The 19,622-nt window shown below is 69.1% G+C and carries 20 protein-coding genes; 11 read left to right on the plus strand and 9 right to left on the minus strand.

What is annotated here, in order from left to right:
- Positions 1–52: 52 nt before the first annotated feature.
- Entirely contained in the window at positions 53–1,993 is a 1,941-nt protein-coding gene (locus ACIBTM_RS05365; protein WP_395875305.1) for an NPCBM/NEW2 domain-containing protein, read from the plus strand.
- A gap of 120 nt (positions 1,994–2,113) precedes the next feature.
- On the opposite strand, the gene ACIBTM_RS05370 is transcribed toward ACIBTM_RS05365, so the two are convergent.
- Entirely contained in the window at positions 2,114–3,874 is a 1,761-nt protein-coding gene (locus ACIBTM_RS05370; protein WP_395875798.1) for a hypothetical protein, read from the minus strand.
- Between the two features lie 242 nt (positions 3,875–4,116).
- Positions 4,117–5,085: a GlxA family transcriptional regulator gene (locus ACIBTM_RS05375; protein ID WP_395875306.1), complete on the minus strand. Its 969-nt coding sequence runs from the start codon at positions 5,083–5,085 to the stop codon at positions 4,117–4,119.
- A 135-nt stretch (positions 5,086–5,220) separates the two neighbouring features.
- Between ACIBTM_RS05375 and ACIBTM_RS05380 the strand changes: the two genes are divergently transcribed.
- Both ACIBTM_RS05380 and ACIBTM_RS05385 read left to right on the plus strand, forming a co-directional pair.
- Positions 5,221–5,961 (plus strand): dienelactone hydrolase family protein, encoded by a 741-nt coding sequence (locus ACIBTM_RS05380; RefSeq protein WP_395875307.1) that lies wholly within the window; start codon positions 5,221–5,223, stop codon positions 5,959–5,961.
- A gap of 13 nt (positions 5,962–5,974) precedes the next feature.
- Positions 5,975–6,466 carry a GNAT family N-acetyltransferase gene (locus tag ACIBTM_RS05385; RefSeq protein WP_395875308.1) on the plus strand — a complete coding sequence of 164 codons (492 nt, stop codon included), beginning with the start codon at positions 5,975–5,977 and terminating at the stop codon, positions 6,464–6,466.
- Here ACIBTM_RS05385 and ACIBTM_RS05390 read toward each other — a convergent pair.
- The gene (locus ACIBTM_RS05390) at positions 6,463–7,242 is read right to left on the minus strand and encodes an endonuclease I family protein (RefSeq protein WP_395875309.1); all 780 of its coding nucleotides are present in this window, start codon (positions 7,240–7,242) and stop codon (positions 6,463–6,465) included. The genes ACIBTM_RS05385 and ACIBTM_RS05390 overlap by 4 nt on opposite strands.
- A gap of 174 nt (positions 7,243–7,416) precedes the next feature.
- Between ACIBTM_RS05390 and ACIBTM_RS05395 the strand changes: the two genes are divergently transcribed.
- From ACIBTM_RS05395 to ACIBTM_RS05405, 3 genes are all read left to right on the plus strand, one after another.
- Positions 7,417–7,860 (plus strand): PPOX class F420-dependent oxidoreductase, encoded by a 444-nt coding sequence (locus tag ACIBTM_RS05395; protein ID WP_395875310.1) that lies wholly within the window; start codon positions 7,417–7,419, stop codon positions 7,858–7,860.
- 69 nt (positions 7,861–7,929) lie between these two features.
- Positions 7,930–8,361 carry a hypothetical protein gene (locus ACIBTM_RS05400; protein WP_395875311.1) on the plus strand — a complete coding sequence of 144 codons (432 nt, stop codon included), beginning with the start codon at positions 7,930–7,932 and terminating at the stop codon, positions 8,359–8,361.
- 128 nt (positions 8,362–8,489) lie between these two features.
- On the plus strand, positions 8,490–9,386 hold the full coding sequence (locus ACIBTM_RS05405) for an alpha/beta fold hydrolase (RefSeq protein WP_395875312.1): 897 nt from the start codon (positions 8,490–8,492) through the stop codon (positions 9,384–9,386).
- 4 nt (positions 9,387–9,390) lie between these two features.
- On the opposite strand, the gene ACIBTM_RS05410 is transcribed toward ACIBTM_RS05405, so the two are convergent.
- Positions 9,391–10,053 carry a response regulator gene (locus ACIBTM_RS05410; protein WP_395875313.1) on the minus strand — a complete coding sequence of 221 codons (663 nt, stop codon included), beginning with the start codon at positions 10,051–10,053 and terminating at the stop codon, positions 9,391–9,393.
- Positions 10,050–11,162 (minus strand): sensor histidine kinase, encoded by a 1,113-nt coding sequence (locus ACIBTM_RS05415; protein WP_395875314.1) that lies wholly within the window; start codon positions 11,160–11,162, stop codon positions 10,050–10,052. The genes ACIBTM_RS05410 and ACIBTM_RS05415 overlap by 4 nt, the downstream gene beginning before the upstream one ends.
- 73 nt (positions 11,163–11,235) lie before the next feature.
- On the opposite strand from ACIBTM_RS05415, the gene ACIBTM_RS05420 reads away from it, so the two are divergent.
- From ACIBTM_RS05420 to ACIBTM_RS05430, 3 genes are all read left to right on the plus strand, one after another.
- Entirely contained in the window at positions 11,236–11,823 is a 588-nt protein-coding gene (locus ACIBTM_RS05420) for a Chromate resistance protein ChrB (protein WP_395875315.1), read from the plus strand.
- A complete protein-coding gene (locus ACIBTM_RS05425) occupies positions 11,820–12,242 on the plus strand; it encodes a YkvA family protein (protein ID WP_395875316.1) in 423 nt (140 codons plus the stop codon). Before ACIBTM_RS05420 ends, ACIBTM_RS05425 begins: the two co-directional genes overlap by 4 nt.
- A 126-nt stretch (positions 12,243–12,368) precedes the next feature.
- Complete coding sequence (locus ACIBTM_RS05430; RefSeq protein WP_395875317.1) at positions 12,369–14,678, plus strand: PQQ-dependent sugar dehydrogenase; 2,310 nt, start codon at positions 12,369–12,371, stop codon at positions 14,676–14,678.
- Between the two features lie 26 nt (positions 14,679–14,704).
- Here ACIBTM_RS05430 and ACIBTM_RS05435 read toward each other — a convergent pair whose 3' ends face one another.
- Positions 14,705–15,001 carry a hypothetical protein gene (locus ACIBTM_RS05435; protein ID WP_395875318.1) on the minus strand — a complete coding sequence of 99 codons (297 nt, stop codon included), beginning with the start codon at positions 14,999–15,001 and terminating at the stop codon, positions 14,705–14,707.
- A 99-nt stretch (positions 15,002–15,100) separates the two neighbouring features.
- Between ACIBTM_RS05435 and ACIBTM_RS05440 the strand changes: the two genes are divergently transcribed.
- Entirely contained in the window at positions 15,101–15,682 is a 582-nt protein-coding gene (locus tag ACIBTM_RS05440) for a hypothetical protein (protein WP_350585585.1), read from the plus strand.
- A 3-nt stretch (positions 15,683–15,685) separates the two neighbouring features.
- Here the strand turns inward: ACIBTM_RS05440 and ACIBTM_RS05445 are convergent, their stop codons facing one another.
- The 3 genes from ACIBTM_RS05445 to ACIBTM_RS05455 form a co-directional block, all read right to left on the minus strand.
- Complete coding sequence (locus tag ACIBTM_RS05445; protein WP_395875319.1) at positions 15,686–16,120, minus strand: VOC family protein; 435 nt, start codon at positions 16,118–16,120, stop codon at positions 15,686–15,688.
- Positions 16,120–17,106 (minus strand): aldo/keto reductase, encoded by a 987-nt coding sequence (locus ACIBTM_RS05450; protein WP_395875320.1) that lies wholly within the window; start codon positions 17,104–17,106, stop codon positions 16,120–16,122. Before ACIBTM_RS05450 ends, ACIBTM_RS05445 begins: the two co-directional genes overlap by 1 nt.
- Before the next feature lie 62 nt (positions 17,107–17,168).
- On the minus strand, positions 17,169–17,717 hold the full coding sequence (locus tag ACIBTM_RS05455) for a cysteine hydrolase family protein (RefSeq protein ID WP_395875321.1): 549 nt from the start codon (positions 17,715–17,717) through the stop codon (positions 17,169–17,171).
- 76 nt (positions 17,718–17,793) lie between these two features.
- Between ACIBTM_RS05455 and ACIBTM_RS05460 the strand changes: the two genes are divergently transcribed.
- Positions 17,794–19,620, plus strand: coding sequence for a glycoside hydrolase family 5 protein (locus ACIBTM_RS05460; protein ID WP_395875799.1), 1,827 nt, complete (start codon positions 17,794–17,796; stop codon positions 19,618–19,620).
- Positions 19,621–19,622 lie beyond the last annotated feature (2 nt).

Consider the following 19,622-nt stretch of genomic DNA (forward strand, 5'->3'; position numbering starts at 1 on the left):
GGCGAGCGGCGAGACGATCCTGGGAGTCTTGTCTGCTTTCCGGAGGGGAACAATGCGACGACTCTTCGTACTTCTCTGCGCCCTTTTCCTGATCGCGACGGCCGTCCCCGCGGCGGCCGATACGCCGTCCGATCCGGTTCCCGGCGAAAGACCCCCGCTGGGAATCACCTGGGCGACTGGGGATCCCTACTGCGTCTACCAATACAGCGAGAACGCCGTGAAGGCCGCGGCGGACCAACTGGTCAGCACGGGGCTGCGTGACGCCGGGTACGAGTACGTCATGCTCGGCGACTGCTGGCAGGCGGCTCAGCGTGACGCCGATGGCAAGCTCACCGCCCGTGCCAGTTTCCCGTCGGGCATCCCGGCGCTGGTGGACTACGTGCACTCGCGCGGGCTCAAGATCGGTTTCTACAGCGGCACGGGCGCGACGACCTGCAGCCGCCAGGCGGCGGGCTCGCTCGACCACGAAGACCTCGACGCCCAGACCTTCGCCGGCTGGGGCGCGGATTACCTGCGCTACGACACCTGCCACAGCGTCAACGGCGACGCGCCCGCGCGGGTCAAGAAGATGGCGGACGCGATCAAGCGCACCGGCCGTCCGATCACGCTCGAAGTCGACGATTACGACCGCGACCAGAAGCCGTGGCTGTGGGCGCGGGCGGCAGGCGCGCAGGTCTGGCGTACCTACAAGAACGCGACCTTCACCTTCGGCTACTCGACGGGCAGCCTCGACAAGCAGTACGGGCTCGACGGCTACAAAGGCCCGGGTGGCTGGAACATGCCGGGCTCGTTCACCTTCAGCTACCTCGACACCGCGGAGCGCCAGGCGAAACTCGGGTTGTGGGCGGTGCTCAACGCGCCGCTGGTCGCCGACATGGCACTGACGGCCGACACCACGCTCCCGGCAGCCGAGATGAGCAACCGCGACATCATCGCCGTCCAGCAGGACTGGGCGGGCGTCGCCGGGCACAAGGTCCGCGACACGGGCTGGACCGAAGTGTGGACGAAACCGATGTCCGACGGCTCGGCCGTCCTGGTGCTGTTCAACCGCGGCGAGCTGGCCGCGCCGATCACCACCTCCGTGGCCGACGCCGGACTTCCCGCCGCGTCCGGATATCGCGTGCGCGATCTGTGGACGGGCGACGAGACCGTGACGACCGGCGCGCTCGGCGGCACCGTCGGGCGGCACGCCGCCACCGTGCTGCGGGTGTGGCCGTCGAACGCGACCGCCGCACCGCGGACGTCGCTGACCGTCGACCTGCCCGACTCCGTGCCGCCGTCCCAGCCGGTGACCACCACCGTCAAGTTCACCAACTCCGGCTCGACGCCGATCACCGGAGCCCACCTGCGCTTGACCGCGCCCGCGCAGTGGCAGTTCGACGGCCCCGCCGAAGCGGCCACCGATACCGTCGAACCGGGGGAAACCTGGGAGACCGCGGTGACACTGCGTCCGGTTTCGACCGCCACCGAGCCGTTCAAGATGCCGGCCACGGTGACGTACACGACCGCACAAGGCCCGCGGACCGCGACCGCGTCGGCCGAGTCGCCGCTCATGCTGGCACCGAATCCGCCGTACTCCAACGGATTGCTGAGTACCCAACCGTGGATCTCCACGGAGAACGGCCTCGGCCCGGTCGAGCGGGACAGCATCGACAACGGCCACCCGTTCACGATCAACGGCAAGGTCGAAACGCGCGGCGGCCTTGGCGCGCACGCGCCGTCGGTCGTGCGGTACTACCTCGGCGGCAAATGCAAGCAGTTCACCGCGACCGTGGGTGTCGACGATCGCGGGCCGAACGGGACGCTCGGGTTCCGGGTGCTCGGCGACGGCGTCGAGCTGGAGGCCACGGGGAACATGCGGCACGGGGATGCCGCGCAGCGTCTCGTCGTGCCGCTGACGGGCGTGCAGGTGCTCGCGCTCGCCGTCGACGACGCGAGCGACGGCTCCGCCGGGGACTGGGGAGACTGGGTGTCCCCGTACATCAGCTGCTGAAGCCTCGGGGCAGCTGAGGTACATGAAGGCCCCCTTCCTGTACTTAGGCGCAAGGATGGGGGCCTTCATGTACTGCACCTGGGGCAAGCGTGGCGATCATTGCGTCCCTCAAGGAAGCCTTCAGGCGCCAGGTGTTTGGCCCGGACGCAGGCTGTCGCCACAGGACCGCAGATGCGCGACCGAGTTGACCTCGACGACCTTCTCGGTCTCGGTGGTGACGTAGTTCCGCGCCTCGGCGAGAAGTGCGGGGTCCCGCACGAGATCCTTGCGCACCCAGACCCCGACGTCACCGAACGCCGCCGGGCTCCGCGGGCTCCGGTAGAGCACCTCGTACTCCTGCTCGAACCGCGGGTCCTGGGCGAAGCCGAGTGTGGTGTCCCAGGTGCCGACGAGCGAAATCAGCTCCGGCCGCGCCTCGTCGAAGACATAGCGGCGCTCTCCGGCGAAATCGGCGGTGCGGAGGAAGTCGGCGATCACCCGGTCGGCGAGACCGGCGAGGTCGATCACCTGGAGCCTGCTGACCAAGGCCATCCCGCCGAGGTCGATTACACCGATCTTCGCGGAATCGGGCAGCTTCAACAGATCCGCCACGCCATTGGTCACCCTGGCGTCGCGCTCGACGACGCTGCAGAACGGCGTTTTCGGTGTGTCGCGGTAGTTCTTGCCCTGCGTGTAGAAACCGGTGACCGACGACGTCGCCGCGACGACGAGCGTGATCGCCAGCAGGACACGGCCCCGGACACGTGCCCGGCGCAGGGTTTCGACGATCACGATCGTGCCGCCGAGCGTCCCGAGCGACCAGATCGGGGTGGCGAACCGAAGCTGCCCCATCCAGTCGGCCTGCAGGACGCAAAAGGCGATCACCGACAAGGCGAACGGGACCAGCAGTGCGACCATCGCCGCGCGGAGCTTGGACGGCTTCTGCATCACCAGCGCGAGGCAGACGACCGCCACCGCGACCAGCAACCAGCCCGCGTACTGGAGGACCGTTCCGGCCTTGGCGATGTCGTCGACGGTCGGGAGCGGCTGCGCCTTGGCGACCGCGGTGTTGGGCAGCAGGCGCCCGTACTCGATCCAGCGGAAGAGCAGGTAGCCGCCGAAGGGAACGACGAACCCTGCCGCGGACAGCAGCACCGCGCGTACGGCGGCGAGCACACCACCGCGGCGGGTGAACAGCGCGACCACGATCGGGAACGCGGCCGCGTAGATGACCCCGTCCGGGCGGCTCAGCCCGGCGAGGGCGGCGAGTACTCCGGCCGGAACGGCGATCTTCGCGGTCAGGAGCGTGCCGGAATCGACGCCGCACAGGATGATCACGGCGAGGGCGGTGGCCGTGAGCGCGTAGACGGAGTTCTCCAGACCGGAGAAACACCAGATGACGAACGAGGGGTTCGCCGCGAGCGCCGCGCCGGCGATCAGCGTGACCATGGCCGGCCGCGATGTCACGCGCCTCGCCGCGACGTACACCAGCACCAGGATGGCCGCGCAACAGAGCAGCGCCAGCCCCTTGGGGAACAGGACGTAATCGGGGATGCCGAAGATCGTGCCGCTGTCGAAGAGGCCGAGCAGTTTGCCGAGGGCCAGCAGCAGCATCCAAACCGGGTTCGAGAAGCCCTCGACGGGTTCCACTCCGGGCTGCAGCACCGGTCCGAAGCCGTCGGCGAGGTTCCGGGAATACGCGAAGGTGATGGCCGCGTCGTCGATCATCCAGTTGCCGTAGAAACTCGCGTGGACGGCGATCAACACCGTGCCGACGACGACCGAGGCGAATGCTCCCGCGAATGACGGGAAACCCCCGCGAGCGGACGCCGCGCCGCCGTATCGCGGCCGGTTCCCGTCACGGCCCGGATCCGCCACCGTCGGCGGTCCTGCCAGTTCCACACTGCTCAATCGAGGAACCCCCATCGTTCCCGGTTCGAGAATCCGGCGAACGCGCCACGGAAGACATCACACGGATTGCTCGAGAAACCCCATCGTTCTCAACAGATGATCCGGCCGGCAGAAGCCGCGCCGAAGATCACCACCCCGAATGGTCATACTACAGGACGGAAAGATGATCTTTCATTCCGGAAGACGGCACTCGTGAAATCATTTCCGTCGGACGTCGACGGGTAATGGGAAAATCACTGAATCGCGTCGCGCCGGAAGGCGGCGCGATAGTCCCTGGGCCGCCTTCCCGTGTGCTTCGCGAAAAGAGCGGCGAACGTCCCCGGATCCCGGTAGCCGACGGCGGCACAGATCCCGGCGACCGTGCGGTCCGTCGTCTCCAGGAGATGGCGGGCGCGCCGGACCCGTGAGGAATGCAGGTATTCGAGCGGGCTCTGCCCGGCTTCCTCCGCGAACCGCCGCAACATCGTCCGGGTGCTGACGTTGAACCGTCCGGCCAGTGCGGCGAGGTCGTATCGGGCGGCCAGGTTCTGGTCGAGCCAGCGCATGACCGGGCGAGCGAACCCGTTGCCAGGCCGTGGAAGCAGCCGCGCATCGACGTAAGGCGTCTGCGAGGACCGAGCGTCGTCGACCAGCGCCACCCGCGCCGTCGTCCGTGCCACCTCGGCGCCGCTGTGTTCTCGGATCAGCCCGAGCGCGAAGTCGTACATGGCGCTGAAGGCCGCCGTCGTCGTGACTCCCCTGTCGGTGACGACGAGATGCTCAGGCCGGACTCGGGCTTCAGGACGACGTCGAGCCAGCTCGTCCGCGAAGAGCCACGAGGTGGTGACTCGGCGATGGTCGAGGAGCCCGGCCTCGGCGAGCAGGAACGCTCCGACGCAGATCGAGACGACGACGTTGCCCGCGGCCGCGTGGGACCGGATCGCCTCGACCTCTCCCGCGAGCTTGGTCAGCTTCGCGTCGAGATCCTGGCCAGGCATGTGTTCGAATCCCGGCACGACGAGGACGTCGACCTCACGCAGCGGCGAGACGGTCAACGTGACACCGCCCGACGCGACGACCCGGCGACGGGGCGAGACGACGGAAACCTCGTAGCCGGCATGGTCCGGACCGGCGACGTACGTGGCCATGGTGAGCAGGTCGGGCACACCGAACACTTCGGACGCGAAGCAGCCCGGGTACGCCAGGACACCGACTCGCAGCACGTGGCGAGATTACCCCGATATCCGGCGATCCGGCCCATTCCCCCGGCGGCCGCGCTGATCGAAGCTGCGGTCATGTGCGAACACTCCGACGATGCGATCGCCGATTTCTCCCACCGCCGGCTGGAGGTGGACGGCGTGACGAAGACGGTTCACGTCGCGGGTTTCGGGCCCGGCGTGGTGCTGATGCCGGAAATGCCCGGCATCAGTCCCGACGTCCTTCGGTTCGCGCGGTGGGTGCGCGACGCCGGGTTCACCGTCTACGTCCCCTCACTCTTCGGGGTCGACGGCGCCTATCCCGCCGCCGAAGCCGGTGAGGAAGTGGTCCGACGCGCCTGCGTCAGCGCCGAGTTCCGGGCGTTCGCCGGAGGTGGCACCAGCCCGGTCACCCGGTGGCTGCGGGGGCTCGCGCGGATCGCCCACGCGGAATGCGGCGGTCCCGGCGTAGGCGCGATCGGCCTGTGCTTCACCGGCAACTTCGCCCTCACGATGGCACTCGAACCCGCCGTCATCGCCCCCGTGGTCAACCACCCGTCACTGCCGCTGGACGACCCGGGCGGCCTCGAACTCGGCGACGAGGACGCGGCCGCGCTCCGCGACCGGATCTCGCGCGACGGCCTGAAGGTGCTCGCCTACCGCTTCGAGGGCGACCGCTGGTGCACCGGACAGCGGTTCGCCGCCTACCGGGCCCTCCTCGGTGACGCCTTCGACGGGCGTGTCCTGCCGGACACCGCCGCGAACACCGACCCGCCACCGTTCTTCCGCGACGTCGTCGGCACACCGCACAGCGTCGTCACCGCCCACCTCGTCGACTCCGAAGGCCATCCGACGCTGCGGGCCAGGGACGAGATCCTCGCCTTCCTCACCGAGCGCCTGTAGAAAGGAGAACGACATGCGCCGAGCCGACGTCTCCGACCACAGTGCGATCGTCGACCGTGTCCAGCGGTGGTGGGGCGACTCGCGCACCCCCGCCGAGGCCCGTGAACTCTCGCTGCTGCTCCCCAAGCTGTTCCTGCAGTTCTTCTCCAGTACGAGCCTGGTCCTGGAAGACGAAGCCGGCATCAGGGCCTTCCTCATCGGCTTCCACGCCCCTGACAACGACACCGAGGCCTACATCCACTTCGTCGGTGTGGACCCGGAACTCCGCGGGCGGGGGACGGCACGCGGCCTGTACACGGCCTTCTTCCGGCGCGCAGCCGAGGCGGGCCGCACGGAGGTCCGCGCGATCACCTCCCCGGGGAACACCGGATCCATCGCCTTCCATCGCGCCATGGGGTTCACGCTCGAACCCGGCGACCGGATGCTCGACGGCCTTCCCGTGCACGGTGACTACGACGGCCCCGGCCAGGACCGGGTGTGCTTCTTCCGGAAGATCACCCGCTAGCCGTAGATGGAGGCCGCCCATTCCGGATGGTCGATGAACGGGTTGCGGTTGTGCTGGAACTGGTCGTAGATGACCTGGTTCCGCCGCTGCTCGGTGGCGTCGGGCGGGTCCTGGGTGTTCCAGGTCAGCAGTACCGACAGCCGGCCGATGTTGGGCTTGGAGCCGTTGTCGACGGCGTCATTGGGTTCGAGATCGGGGAAACCGTCGGTGCCGTCGTAGCGGACGGCCATGTACAGGATCATGCGCGCCACGTCGCCCTTGACCGCGTCCCGCGGCTCGAACGAGTCGTCGTCGGTCAGGCTCCCGGGCGCCTCCTCGACCGGAGAGCCACCGGCGTCGAAGTCCTTGTTCCCACGGGTGCTGTTGACCGACGCGTCCTCCGCGCGCAAGTGATGCAAGTCGGTCCCCGGCCCGACGGCCGTGCCGAAGTCGCCGTGCGACTTGGCCCAGACGTGTTCCCGGTTCCAGTCGTCGACTCCCCCGCCGTTGGCGGTCTTCGCCTGCGAGCGACCGCTGTAGAGCAGCACGACGTTCGCCTTGTCGGCCGGATCCTCGTCGGTGGCCCTGATCCCGTCCCACACCTGTTCGTAGGTCAGTTTGGTGTTGGTGCTGATGATCTTGTGCAACGCGGCCTTGAGTTCGGGGCCGGTCTTGCCCAGCGCGTCCTGGTAGTAGTCGTCACCGGACGCCGGCCCCGCGAGGGTCGGTGGCGCGAACGCGAGCCCCGCCGCGGCGCCGAGCGCGAGGACGAACGAGAGACGGCGGGTCGGCTGCATGCACAGTTCCTCTCCCCAGAGGCGCCGGCCCGGATCGTCGTCCACTCGACCACGACCAGGCAACGCACTAGTCATCTAGTTGGAAAAATACTGTCATGGCTGTCAATAGCCGATGACATCCGCGGCCGGTCACGCGACAATCGTCGTCCTGACCGTGACTCACTGGAGGGCCGCGTGGCCGAGCTGAGCGAGCAGATCCGCGACTGGATCGTGGCACCGAACTTCTGGCATCTGGCCACGGTGAACGAGGACGGTTCACCCCAGGTCTCCGCCATGTGGATCGACGTCGAAGGCGACCTCATCGTGTTCAACACCGCCGTCGGCCGGGTGAAGGAGGAGAACCTGCGCCGAGATCCTCGCGTCTCGTTGTCGTGTCTGGACACAACCGATCCCTATGACAGGGTGGTGATCCAGGGCCGGGCCGTCGAGTTCGTCGAAGGCGACGAGGCGGATCGCTGCATGGACCGGTTAGCGAAGAAATACGTCGGCACCGACCGGTTCGAATGGCGAATCCCGGGAGAACGGCGGGTGAAGGTTCTCGTCGAACCGACCCGCGTCCGCCATGTCGTCGGCGTCGAGCCCTTCCGGCGCGGACGCCTCGGCCCCGGGCACGGCTGAGCGGACGCCACTCAGCCTGATCCATTAGGGCGGCGCAACCGAATGACCCATCCACTACGTCCTCGGCGCATGAGATGGATCGCAGTGTGTCTTCTCCTGGTCCTGGCGGGATGTGGTGCGGGCGCGGGTCAGGCGAGGCTGGAGGCCTTCGTGGGACTCGGCTCGGCCGTCCTGTCGGCGGGCTTGGAGCCCGCGGAACTGGGAACGGCCGACGGTCAGGAGTTCCAGCGCACGCTGGAACGCGCCAAGATCGCGAACCTGGACAAGGTCCGTGCCCCTTTGTCGTTCGCACCGCCGGCCGATCGGCGCGCTTTCGCCTTCGTCGTGCCCGGTTGCGCCGAGGACGACGCCGAGCTGACCGTGGAGCGAGACACACTGACCGCGGACCTCACCGGCGGGGAGAACGTCAACTGCGCTACGGCGAACTACTTTCTCACCGTCTTTTCCGTCGACCGTGGCTCGGTCCCGGCGGCACCGACGTTGCTGACGATGCCGCGCTAGGCAAGTCTGTTCGATGGGCTTCGTCACCCTTGAGAGCTACCCGCAGGTGTCCTCCGCATGGTGACGATTCCGGGCGGCCGGATCCGTAGCGTGCCGGGTGAATCGTTCCCCGGTACCAGGAGTTCATCATGTCCCGTAAGGCATCCGCTCTCATCGCGCTGTGCTGCGCAGTGGCAGGCGTCGCGCTGTCGGCCTGCGACGAAGCCACGGAAGCGGAACCGGAGTCGTCCGCGAGCAGCAGTGCCGCGGAGAATCGAGCCGCGTTCACCGGAACACGGAAGGTCAAGGTCGGCGAGCGTTCGGTGAACGTGTCGTGCGCGGGGAACGCGGTCGCGGGGAGGCCGGTCGTCGTCCTGCTGCACGGCGGGGGCGACGATCTCGGGAAACTGAGCGGGCTCCAGAACACCCTTGCCGCACAAGGCCAGGTCTGTTCCTACGACCGGCTCGGCGCGGGCGCCAGCGACCAGCCCGACGGGCCGCAGAGTTTCGAAAGCACCGGGAAGATCCTCACCGGAGTGCTCGACCAGGTCGCCGGCGGCAAACCGGTCGTCCTCGCCGGGCATTCGCTCGGCGGGCTGATCGCCGCCAGGTACTCCCCCGACCACCAGGACCGGGTCAAGGGTCTGGTGCTGATGGACGCCACCTCGCCGACCCAGGAAGCCGATCTGCGGCAGCGGATTCCGGATTCGGCGACCGGGATGGCGGCCGAACTGCGGGCGCAGACCTTGGCGGTTTTCGCGGGACAGGGTCCCGAAAAGCTGGTGGTCACCGACGGCGAGGTCCGCTCGGCCGGCGACATCCCGGTCGAGGTGATCCAGCACGGCAAGCAGTACCTCGCGGCCGTCCCCGAGTACGGCCCGGGCCTGGAGCAGGCGTGGTCGGAGGGGCAGCGGAAGTGGCTCGCGCTGTCCGGCCGGAGCAATCTGAGCGTCGCGGCGAACAGTGAGCACTACATCTACGTCGACCAGCCGGACCTCGCCGTCAGGGCGATCCAGCGCGTCGCGGACGAAGCCCGGTCCAAATAGGACTTCAGGTGACGAGGCCGTGCCGGAAGGCGTAGATGACCGCCTGGACCCGGTCGCGGAGCCCGAGTTTGGCGAGCATGCGCGAAACGAACGTCTTGACGGTCTCCTGGCTGATCATGAGTGTCGCGGCGATCTCGCTGTTGGAACGGCCGTCCGCGATGAGCCGGAGGACCTCCAATTCCCGGGGTGTCAGCGGGTTTTCCACCGGGTCTTCGTCTTCGGCGGGCCGGATCCGGGCGGCGTAGCGGCCCACCAGCTGCCGCGTCACCTCGGGATCCAGCAGGGCGGCGCCGGCGGCCACGGTGCGGATCCCGTGCAGCAGCCGGTCGGGCGGGGTGTCCTTGAGCAGGAACCCGCTCGCACCGGCGCGCAGCGCCCGGTAGACGTACTCGTCGAGGTTGAACGTGGTCACCACCAGGACCTTGCCGGGTTCGGCCACGCCGGCGCCCGCCAGCAGGCGGGTGGCTTCGATGCCGTCGAGCACCGGCATGCGCACATCCATCACCACGACGTCCGGGCGCAGGCGAGCGGCGAGTTCGACCGCGGTCCGGCCGTCTCCGCATTCGCCCGCCACTTCGAGGTCGGGCTGGGCGTCGATGATCGTCACCAGCCCGGTGCGCACCAGCAGCTGGTCGTCGCAGACCAGCACCCGGATCGGCGCGGTCACGACGGGTTCCCCGCGGGAATGCGGGCACGGACGGAGAACCCGCCGTCTCGTCTGCGGCCCGCGCTGAATTCGCCGTCCAGGACGGCTATCCGTTCGCGCAGCCCGGCGAGGCCCCGTCCGCCACCCGTGGCTTCCGGAGCGGACTCGGACTCGTCCGTGTCCACCGCGACGGTGATCTCCCCGTCTCCGTGCCGCACCAGCACCGAGGTGCGGCTGCCGCGCGCGTGTTTCAGCGCGTTGGTCAACGCCTCCTGCACGACGCGGTAAGCCACCGGACCGGCATCACCTGCGGTGGGCTCGCCCTGCTCGGAGAACTCCACCGGTTGCCCCGCCTGGCGCGTGCGCTCCACGAGGGTCGGGATCGCTTCGGCGCCCCGGCCGGGATCGATCACGTCGAGCAGGTGCCGCAGATCGGTGATGGCCAGCCGTCCGCTGTCGGCCACGGCGGTCAAGCTCTGCTCGAGCCGCGCGTCGGTCAGATACCGGGCCGCTTCGGCCTGCACGACCATCGCCGTGACGTGATGGGTCACGACGTCGTGGAGTTCGGCGGCGATGCGGGCGCGTTCGGCGGTCCGCGTCTCCTCGGCGACGCGGCGCCGTCGTTCCGCCTCCGCGACCCGGTTGGACCGCAGCGCCGTCCCGATCCCCCATGCCAGCACCAGCGCCAGATAGAAGGTCACGTAGCCGGTGAGGGGCTCCGTGCCGCCGAGCGAAGCGAACGCGATCGCCGACGCGAGGAACATCGCGGTGAACACGATCGCCACCACGCGACGGTGCCGTTCCAGGCGAAGGCCCACGGTCAGCAAGGCGATCGGCAGCGCCGTGCCGGCGAACGAGTGATAACCCCCGAACTGGTCGATGGTGAATCCGAGCGACACCACGGCGAAACCGGCGACCGGCCACCGGTGGCACACGACGAGCGGGACGCATTGCAGGGCGATCCCCACGACGGCCAGCGCGTCGTACGGGCGGTTCGGCAGCCCGCCGAACTGCGTTCCGTGGCTCTGCAACGCCGGGATCAGCGATCCTGCGAAGAGGGTCAAGGCGACCGGGAGGTACCAGGCCGGGCCACACCGCCACTGCTTCGAGACCCACCGAAGGTTGACCACGAAGCGGATCTTATTCCGAACGGGTGAATCGTCCGTATGCCGCTCGGCGATGTTACGGGCGTAACATGGCATTGTGACCGACGAATCCGACGGGCGGAACTGGCTGGTGATCAGCGTGTCCACGGCAGGCGCGCCGGACTCGCTGCGGGTTCAGGTCTGGCGCAAACTCCGCTCCCTCGGCGCGCTCTACCTGCAGCAATCGGTATGTCTGCTGCCCGCGCGGGCGGAGGTCGTGCGGGAGATCCGCCGTCTGCTCGACCGGGTCCGTCATCAGGGCGGGACGGCTCGTGCGCTGCCGATGGCGTTCACCGACCCTGCCGAGGAGCAGGCGGTGATCGCCGAACTGAACGAGGCCCGCGACGCCGAGTACGCCGAAGTCCTGGAGCGGCTGCCCGAACTTCGGCGGGAACTCGCGGACGAGCAGGCCCGCGGCAACGCCACCTACGCGGAAGTCGAGGAATCCGAAGCCGATTTGCACCGGTTCCGCAGTTGGCTGGCCAAGATCGCCGCCCGCGACTATTTCGCCGCGTCGCTCGGCCAGGAGGCCCGCGACGCCGTCGAGCTGGCCGCGGCCGAGCTCGCCGCCTTCGAGGACGCCGCCCTGCGCGCCGAAGCCCCCGAACACCCCGCACCTCGGCCCGGAGCGGGGAAGACGCGATGACCGGGTCGTTCTGGTGGGATCTGCTGCTCGGCCTCGCCGGTGCGCTGCTCGTGGCCTGGCTCGTGCTCGTCGTGACACTCGTCCTCGCCCGGCCGCGTGGCGGGCTGCTCCGGGAAGCGCTCCGGCTGCTGCCCGATGTGCTGCGGCTCATCCGCCGTCTGGCCGCGGACGGAACGCTGCCCCGCGGCGTCCGGATCAGGCTCGCACTGCTGCTGGTCTATCTCGCCCTGCCCATCGATCTCGTCCCCGATTTCATCCCCGTTCTGGGCTATGCCGACGACGCCATCATCGTCACCCTCGTCCTGCGTGGCGTCGTCCGCCGCGCCGGGCTCGACGCCGTCCGCGCGCACTGGCCCGGTACCGACGACGGGTTCGGCGCGCTCGCCCGCCTGACCGGTTTCCCCGCAGCCACATCCTGATCGCGAAAGCTGCCCGTTTGGCGAGTTGTGCGCATTTTCGGCAGACGCGTAACAACTTTCGGCCTTCTCGCGGCATACCGGAGAGCTGTCTTGTTCCATCCGGTCCCCGCCGCTGGAGGAGTTCGCGTGGTGAGTCCCCGTCGTTTCCCGTTCCCCCGAAGATCGCGACGCGCGCTGGCGGTGGGTGTGGTCGGCCCACTGGTCGCCGCGCTCGCGGCCGGGCTCGTCACCACGGCACCAGCCGAAGCCTCGGTGCCCACCGGTTTCACCGACACGGTGGCGATCGGCGGGCTCAGCTCACCGACCGCAACCGCCTTCGCGCCGGACGGCCGGGTGTTCGTCGCCGAGAAGAGCGGTCTGGTCAAGGTCTTCGACTCGCTCGCCGACCCGACGGCGACGGTGTTCGCCGACCTCCGCCCGCAGACACAGGACTTCTGGGACCGCGGCCTGCTCGGGCTCACCGTCGACCCCGCTTTTCCCGCCAGGCCGTACGTCTACGTCTCGTACACCCTCGACGCGGAGCCCGGCGGCACCGCGCCGCGCTGGGGCGACACCTGCCCGACCCCGCCGGGCGCCACCGACAAGGGTTGCGTCGTGACCGGCCGCGTCTCCCAGCTGACGATGGGCTCGGCCGGCACGGCCGTGAGCGAGAAGCCGCTGGTCACGGGCTGGTGCCAGCAATTCCCCAGCCACTCGGTCGGCGCCCTCGCCTTCGGTCCGGACGGCGCGCTCTACGCGGGTGGCGGCGACGGCGCCAGCTTCACCTTCGCGGACTACGGCCAGGCCGGGAACCCCTGTGCCGATCCGCCCTCTCCCGCCGGGACGAACCTCACGCCGCCGGCGGCCGAAGGCGGCGCGCTGCGTTCACAGTCGCCGCGACGCGCCGCCGGGCAACCGGTCCTGCTCAACGGCACGCTCCTGCGCATCGACCCGGACACCGGCGAAGGTGTCCCTGGCAACCCCTTCGCGAACAGCTCCGACGCCAACGCCCGGCGCGTGATCGCCTATGGCGCGCGAAACCAGTTCCGGTTCGGCTTCCGGCCGGGCACCGGCGAACTCTGGGCGGGCGACGTCGGCTGGGACACCTGGGAGGAGATCAACCGCGTCGCCGACGTCGGTGACGGCGTGGCGGAGAACTTCGGCTGGCCCTGTTTCGAAGGCAACGCCAGGCAGGCCGGTTACGACGGCGCGAACCTCGACCGGTGCGAATCCCTGTACTCCTCCGGTGGGCACTCCGCGCCGTACTACGCCTACAACCACAATGCCAAGGTGGTCGCGAGCGACCCGTGCCCCACGGGCGGCTCTTCGATCAGCGGCATCGCGTTCGAATCCGGCAGCAACTACCCCGCCGAGTATTCCGGCGCGCTGTTCTTCGCCGACTCCTCCCGTGGCTGTATCTGGGCCATGCAGACCGTCGGCGGCCAGCCGAGCGCGAGCCGTCTCGTGCCCTTCGTGACCGGTGTCAACGTCCCGGTGCAGGTGCTCACCGGACCGGGCGGCGACCTGTTCTACATCGCGCTCGGCAGCGGCGAACTCCGTCGCGTCAGCCATCCCGGCGGAACCAACCGGCCGCCCACCGCGGTGGCCACGGCGAACCCGGCGAACGGTCCGGCGCCGCTGACGGTGCGGTTCGACGGCACCGCGTCCACCGACCCGGACGCCGGGGACACCCTGTCCTACGCCTGGGACCTCGACGCCGACGGCGCGTACGACGATTCGTCGGCCGCCGACCCCACCTGGACCTACACCGCGGCCGCCACCGTCGACGCCAGGCTGCGGGTGACGGACTCCCACGGCGCGAGCGCGACCACGACGGTGCGGGTGACCGTCGGGAACCCGGAGGGCCTCGACCCGGTGCCGGTGATCGACGGCCCGGCGAGCACGCTGACCTGGTCGGTCGGCCAGACCGTGTCCTTCTCCGGCCGCGCCGTCGACGCCCAGGACGGGGAGCTCCCGGCATCGGCGCTGTCGTGGCGGCTCGCGATCCGGCACTGCGCGACCAACGGCACCTGCCATACGCACAACGTCCAGGACTTCCCCGGCGTCGCGTCCGGCTCGTTCGTCGCACCGGACCACGACTACCCGTCGTACCTGCAGCTGACCCTCACCGCGACCGACTCGACCGGCCGGACCGGCAGCAAAACCGTCGACCTCCAGCCGAAGACGGTGTCGTTGAACTTCGCCTCCAGTCCCAGCCAGGCGACGCTCACCGTCGGCGGCACGCAGCAACGCACGCCGTTCTCGCGGACGGTGATCGCCGGATCCACCAACTCGATCAGCGCGGACAGCCCGCAGAAGCTGCCCCCGCTCAACCTGAAGTACGCCTTCACCGACTGGGCGCACGGCGGCGCTCGGACGCAGAACATCATCGCGCCGGGCACGTCCACGACCTACCAGGCGAACTATCGGCTCTGCTGGCTGTTGAACCCCTGCTGAGCCGTCGCGACAGCGGGTCGTGAGGTTCAGCGGTTGCGCGTGTTCGAGGGGACGGCGCGTGTGATCAGGTGGACGACACGCGTGACTGGACGGACGACACAAGCGTCGCCGGGGCCGGTAGCCGAGCCGTCCGCCTGGACACGCGTGTCGTCCGGCTGATCACGCGTGTCGGCCATCCAGTCACGCGACACCGCCACCCCCGCATCAGCTGTAGGGCCGAAGGCTCCTTTCGTCGCATCAGACTCGGCGAAGGGAGCCTTCAGCCCGTCACCGACCCCGCCCGGCGCGGCACCGAAACCGTCCATAATGGAGTACTCCAGCACGCCTTTCGTGAAGCCGTAAGAACCCCGAAAGGATCGGAACCCCCACCGGAGAACCCCCGTCGGATCGCCCATCCAGATCCCGCACGGAAGGTGCCTCCGATGACCTACCCAGGCCTGCCCGACCAGCAGAACACCCGCCCCGCGACCGTCAAGCCCGGCGTGGCCGTCGGGATCCTCGTCGCGGTGATCGCACTGGTCGCCTTTTGCATCACCGGCTTCGCCGCTCCCGGTTTCCTGCTCCGCAAGGGACCCGGGCTCTCGTTGCCCGTCCCCACCTCCAGCCCGGCGACGACGACCTCCTCGCCAACGAGCACCACGGAAAGCCCGACCAGCACCAGGGTCAGCCGTCCGAGGATCACCTCCAGCAGGCGCCCGGCCACGCCGCCGGCGCTGGGCGTTCAGGTGATCGTGGACTTCCTCGCCAAGATCGCCGGGAGTGACAAGCCGGGGGCGATCGCGTTGGCCTGCGAGGCGCAGAAGAGGTTCATGGACGACAAGATCGACTCCCTGATCCCGCTGGGGTCACGTGTTCAGGTGACCTCGGTCAACGGGACGTCCCGATTCGTCCTCGCCGACGTCGCCGGAGTCGCCAAAGGACGGTCGGCGAAGGGCATCGTGATCTCGGATCTCAAGGCGGACGGCGGTTTCTGCATCACGAACTTCAGCATCCGCACCGCATGACCGTCAGTCCAAACAGAACTCGTTGCCCTCGATGTCCTGCATCACGATGCAGGACTCGTTCTCCTCGTCGGCGAGCAGGACACGCTGCTGCACCGCTCCGAGTGCCGTCAATCGGTCGGATTCGGCCTGGAGCACGGCGAGGCGCTCGTCGCCGACGAGCCCGGTGCCCGCCCGCACACAGAGATGCACCCGGTTCTTGACGACCTTGCCTTCGGGAACGCGCTGGAAGTACAGCCGCGGCCCCACGCCGGTGGGATCACTGCACACGAAGCCGGCGTCCTGCTTCTCGGGCGGCAGCGTGCGGGTGTAGTCGTCCCAGGTGGCGAACCCCTCCGGTGGCGCGGGCACGACGTAGCCCAATATCTCGCACCAGAACCGGGCGAGGCGCTCGGGTTTCGCGCAATCGAACGTGACCTGTACCTGTTTGACCGACACCATCAGACCACCCTAATCGCTGTCGAACGGATCAAGCCCGCGGCCCGCAGATCGACCCAGACCTGTGCGGGCACCTTCACATCGAAGGATTCCAAGTTGCTTCGCACCTCTTCGAGGGACCGCATCCCGACCGCGATACCGGCGACCGCCGGATGCTGGAGCGGGAAGGCCATGGCCGCCTGGGGAAGCGTCACGCCGTGCGCCTCGCACACGTCGGCGATCCGGTTCGCCCGCTCCACGACCTCCGGTGTGGCGGCCGCGTAGTCGAAGTACGCGCCCTCGGCCGGCCGCGGCACGGCGAGCAGCCCGGAGTTGAAGATCGACGCCGCGATCACCGAGACACCGTGTTCCTCGCACGCGGGCAGGAAGGTGTCGAGCGCGCTGTGGTCGAGCAGCGTGTGCCGACCGGACTGCATGACCACGTCGACATCGGTCTCCCTGACCAAAGTGGTCAGCATGGCCGTGTCGTACATACCGGCGCCGATCGCGCGGACGATCCCCTCCGACCGCAGCTGGTCGAGGGCCGGATAGCCGTCGCGCAGCGCGTCGTCGAAGTACTCCTCGGCGTCGTGCAGATACAGCACGTCGATCCGGTCCAGGCCCATCCGCTCCAGCGAATCCTCGACACTGCGCCGGATCCCGTCACGGGTGAAGTCGCGTACCCGGTAGTGCGCCGCGGGGACGTGGAAGCCTGCCGGATCCTGCTTCCCGTCCGGGTCCTGGGGAATCAGCAGGCGGCCGACCTTCGTCGACAGGACGAAGGAATCACGCGGCCGCGAGCGCAGGAACTCGCCGATGCGGCGCTCGGAATGCCCGATCCCGTAGTGCGGTGACGTGTCGAAGTACCGGATCCCGCCGTCCCAGGCCGCGGCCAGCGCCCCCGCCGCGGTGTCGTCGTCCAGCGGCGCGAACAGGCCACCGAGCGGTCCACCGCCGAAACCCAGCTTCGTCACCTCGACATCGGTGCGCCCGAGCCGGTTCGTCTCCATCCGTGGCCCCCTTGATCAGTCGCCGATCACGGTGCCACATCCGGGCGCTTCGCTCGCGCGATTTATTCGCCGGGCCAGTCCGCGCACGTCACGACGCCGAACCCTCGGCTCGGGAAGACCGCGTCCACGAAGAAGTCGTGCATCGCCTGATCTCCGTCGGCGCAACCGTCGCGCAGCACGGTCACGTGATAGCCGCGGTCCGCCGCGTCGTAGGCCGTCGCGGCCACCATCGCACTGGTCGCGACTCCGGCGATCGCGACGGTGTCGACGCCCCTGGCACGGAGCACCAGATCGAGATCGGTGCCGGCGAACGCGCTGGCGCGGCGTTTCAGCACGACCACGTCCTCGTCGGCGACCGGCAGATCGATCTCGGTTCCGGGCGAGCCCTCATGGAAGGTGTCCCCCGCTTCGTGGAACGACTTGAACAGCGCGTTCCCGGGCGGCAGGTCGGCCCCGTTGCCGCGGAGTGCGAAGTGGACGAACACGACGAGCGCGCCGGCCGCCCGCGCACGCGGCAACAGACTCTTGATCGGCGGCAGGACTGTTCCGGTGAACGGGTAATTGCCTGTGATACCTCGTTGCAGGTCACCGATGATCAACGCGGTGGTCATACGGGCAAGCTACCCGATCGTCCGTATACAACCGGCCGCGCGAGTGGCTAGCCTCCGGCGGGTGAGGATCAAGAGTGTGCTGCTCGCCGTCCTGGTGACCGCCGGAATCGTGATTCCCGTGCCCGCCGCCGCCGCGGCGGATCCGTCGGGCTGGGTGGCGCCGCTCAGCACGCGCGGCCGCTACATCGTCGACGCGGCGGGCGACCGGTTCAAGCTGAAGGCCGCCAACTGGCACGGCGCGAGCGGGACATGGACCGGTTCGGGCGACGTGACCGATCCGGCCGCACACCACGCCGGCGAGATCGCCTACCAGACCCCGCTCGGGCTGGACCGGGCGTCGATCGACACCGTCATCGACGGGCTCGCGGAGCTGGGCCTGAACAGTGTCCGGCTGCCCTTCTCCAACGCGATGATCCACGACACCAGGCCGGTGCCCGACCTCTCGGCGAACCCGGAACTGCGCGGACTGACCCCGTTGCAGGTCTACGATCGCGTCGTCGCGAGGCTGACCGCACGCGGGTTCGCGGTGATCCTCAACAACCACACCACGACCTCCCGCTGGTGTTGCGGTCTCGACGGCAACGAGCGCTGGAACACCGCGCAGACCGAGCAGCGGTGGCAGGACGACTGGCTGTTCATGGCCCGCCGCTACGCCGCGAACAAGCGGGTCGTCGGCGCCGATCTGTACAACGAAGTCCGCCGTAACGTCTTCGACGATCCCAACTGGGGCTGGGGAAACGGCACGGACTGGCAACGCGCGAGCCAGCGGGTGGCCGACCGTATCCTGACCGAGGCCAATCCCGACCTGCTGCTCATCGTCGAGGGCATCAACTGGACCGGCCTGCCCGTCGACGGCCTTCCCCACGGGCGGCCGACGCTGGAGCCTGCCCGTACGCTCTCGCATACGCTCGTGGACTCCGGGAAACTGGTCTACGCCGCGCATTTCTACTCCTACACCGGCCCGAACCATTCCGGGGCGACCGGCACCGGCGAGACCCACGACCCGCGCTACCGTGACCTGTCACCCCAGCAACTACGCGATGTCCTTTACCGGCAAGCGTTCTTCGTCTCGGCGGAGACCGGCAAGCACTACACCGCCCCGCTCTGGATCAGCGAGTTCGGCGAAGGCCGGCACACCACCGACGCGGCGAGCCGCGCCTGGTTCGAGAACTTCGTCGGCTATCTCGCCGAGACCGACACGGATTTCGCCTACTGGCCCGCGGTCGGTTTTCACGAAGGCGGCACGGGCAACGGATGGTCGTTGCTCTCGTGGGACACCGGCGGCCGGCGCGTCGACGTGCTCGACGGCACGGACTGGCGTGGCCCGGCTTGGCGACGGCTGGTGGACGCGCCGTCCCGCACCGGCCGGATCCCCGACGCCGAACGCTGGTCGATGCTGAACCTCGACTACGCCGATTTCCAGGCCTCGCGAGGGGTTCGTGCCATGGCGGACTGGAATCCGGGCGCCCGCAAGGGTGCCTGCCCCGACGGCCAGCGGCTCAGCGGCCTTTCCCATACCGGGAACCGGGGTCTGTGCACCGGCACGCTCGCCGCGCCGACAGGATACGCCGTGGTCCGCGACGAGTCCTATGTAGACACTGACTGGGCGTCCGGCTACACCAAGGCGCAATGCCCGCCGGATCACGCCGCCGTCGGCTACAGCGTCACCGGCGCGGCGTTCTCCGCCCTCCTGTGCGGCCGGTCCGCCACCCCGCTGGGCCGCACCGGCCGCACGGTCTGGTTCGACCGCGGCGACAACCGGCCGTCCGGGAACCCCGGCGGCGACTTCGCCTCGGGCCACTACAAGGGTCAATGCGCACCGGGCGAATACGTCGCCGGTGTCGCGTATACCGGCCGTGTCGGCTCGAATCGCACTCCGGACGCGGTGCTCTGCCGTGCCTGAGC

The sequence above is a fragment of the Amycolatopsis sp. NPDC049868 genome (genome assembly GCF_044461365.1).
Taxonomy (GTDB): Bacteria; Actinomycetota; Actinomycetes; order Mycobacteriales; family Pseudonocardiaceae; genus Amycolatopsis.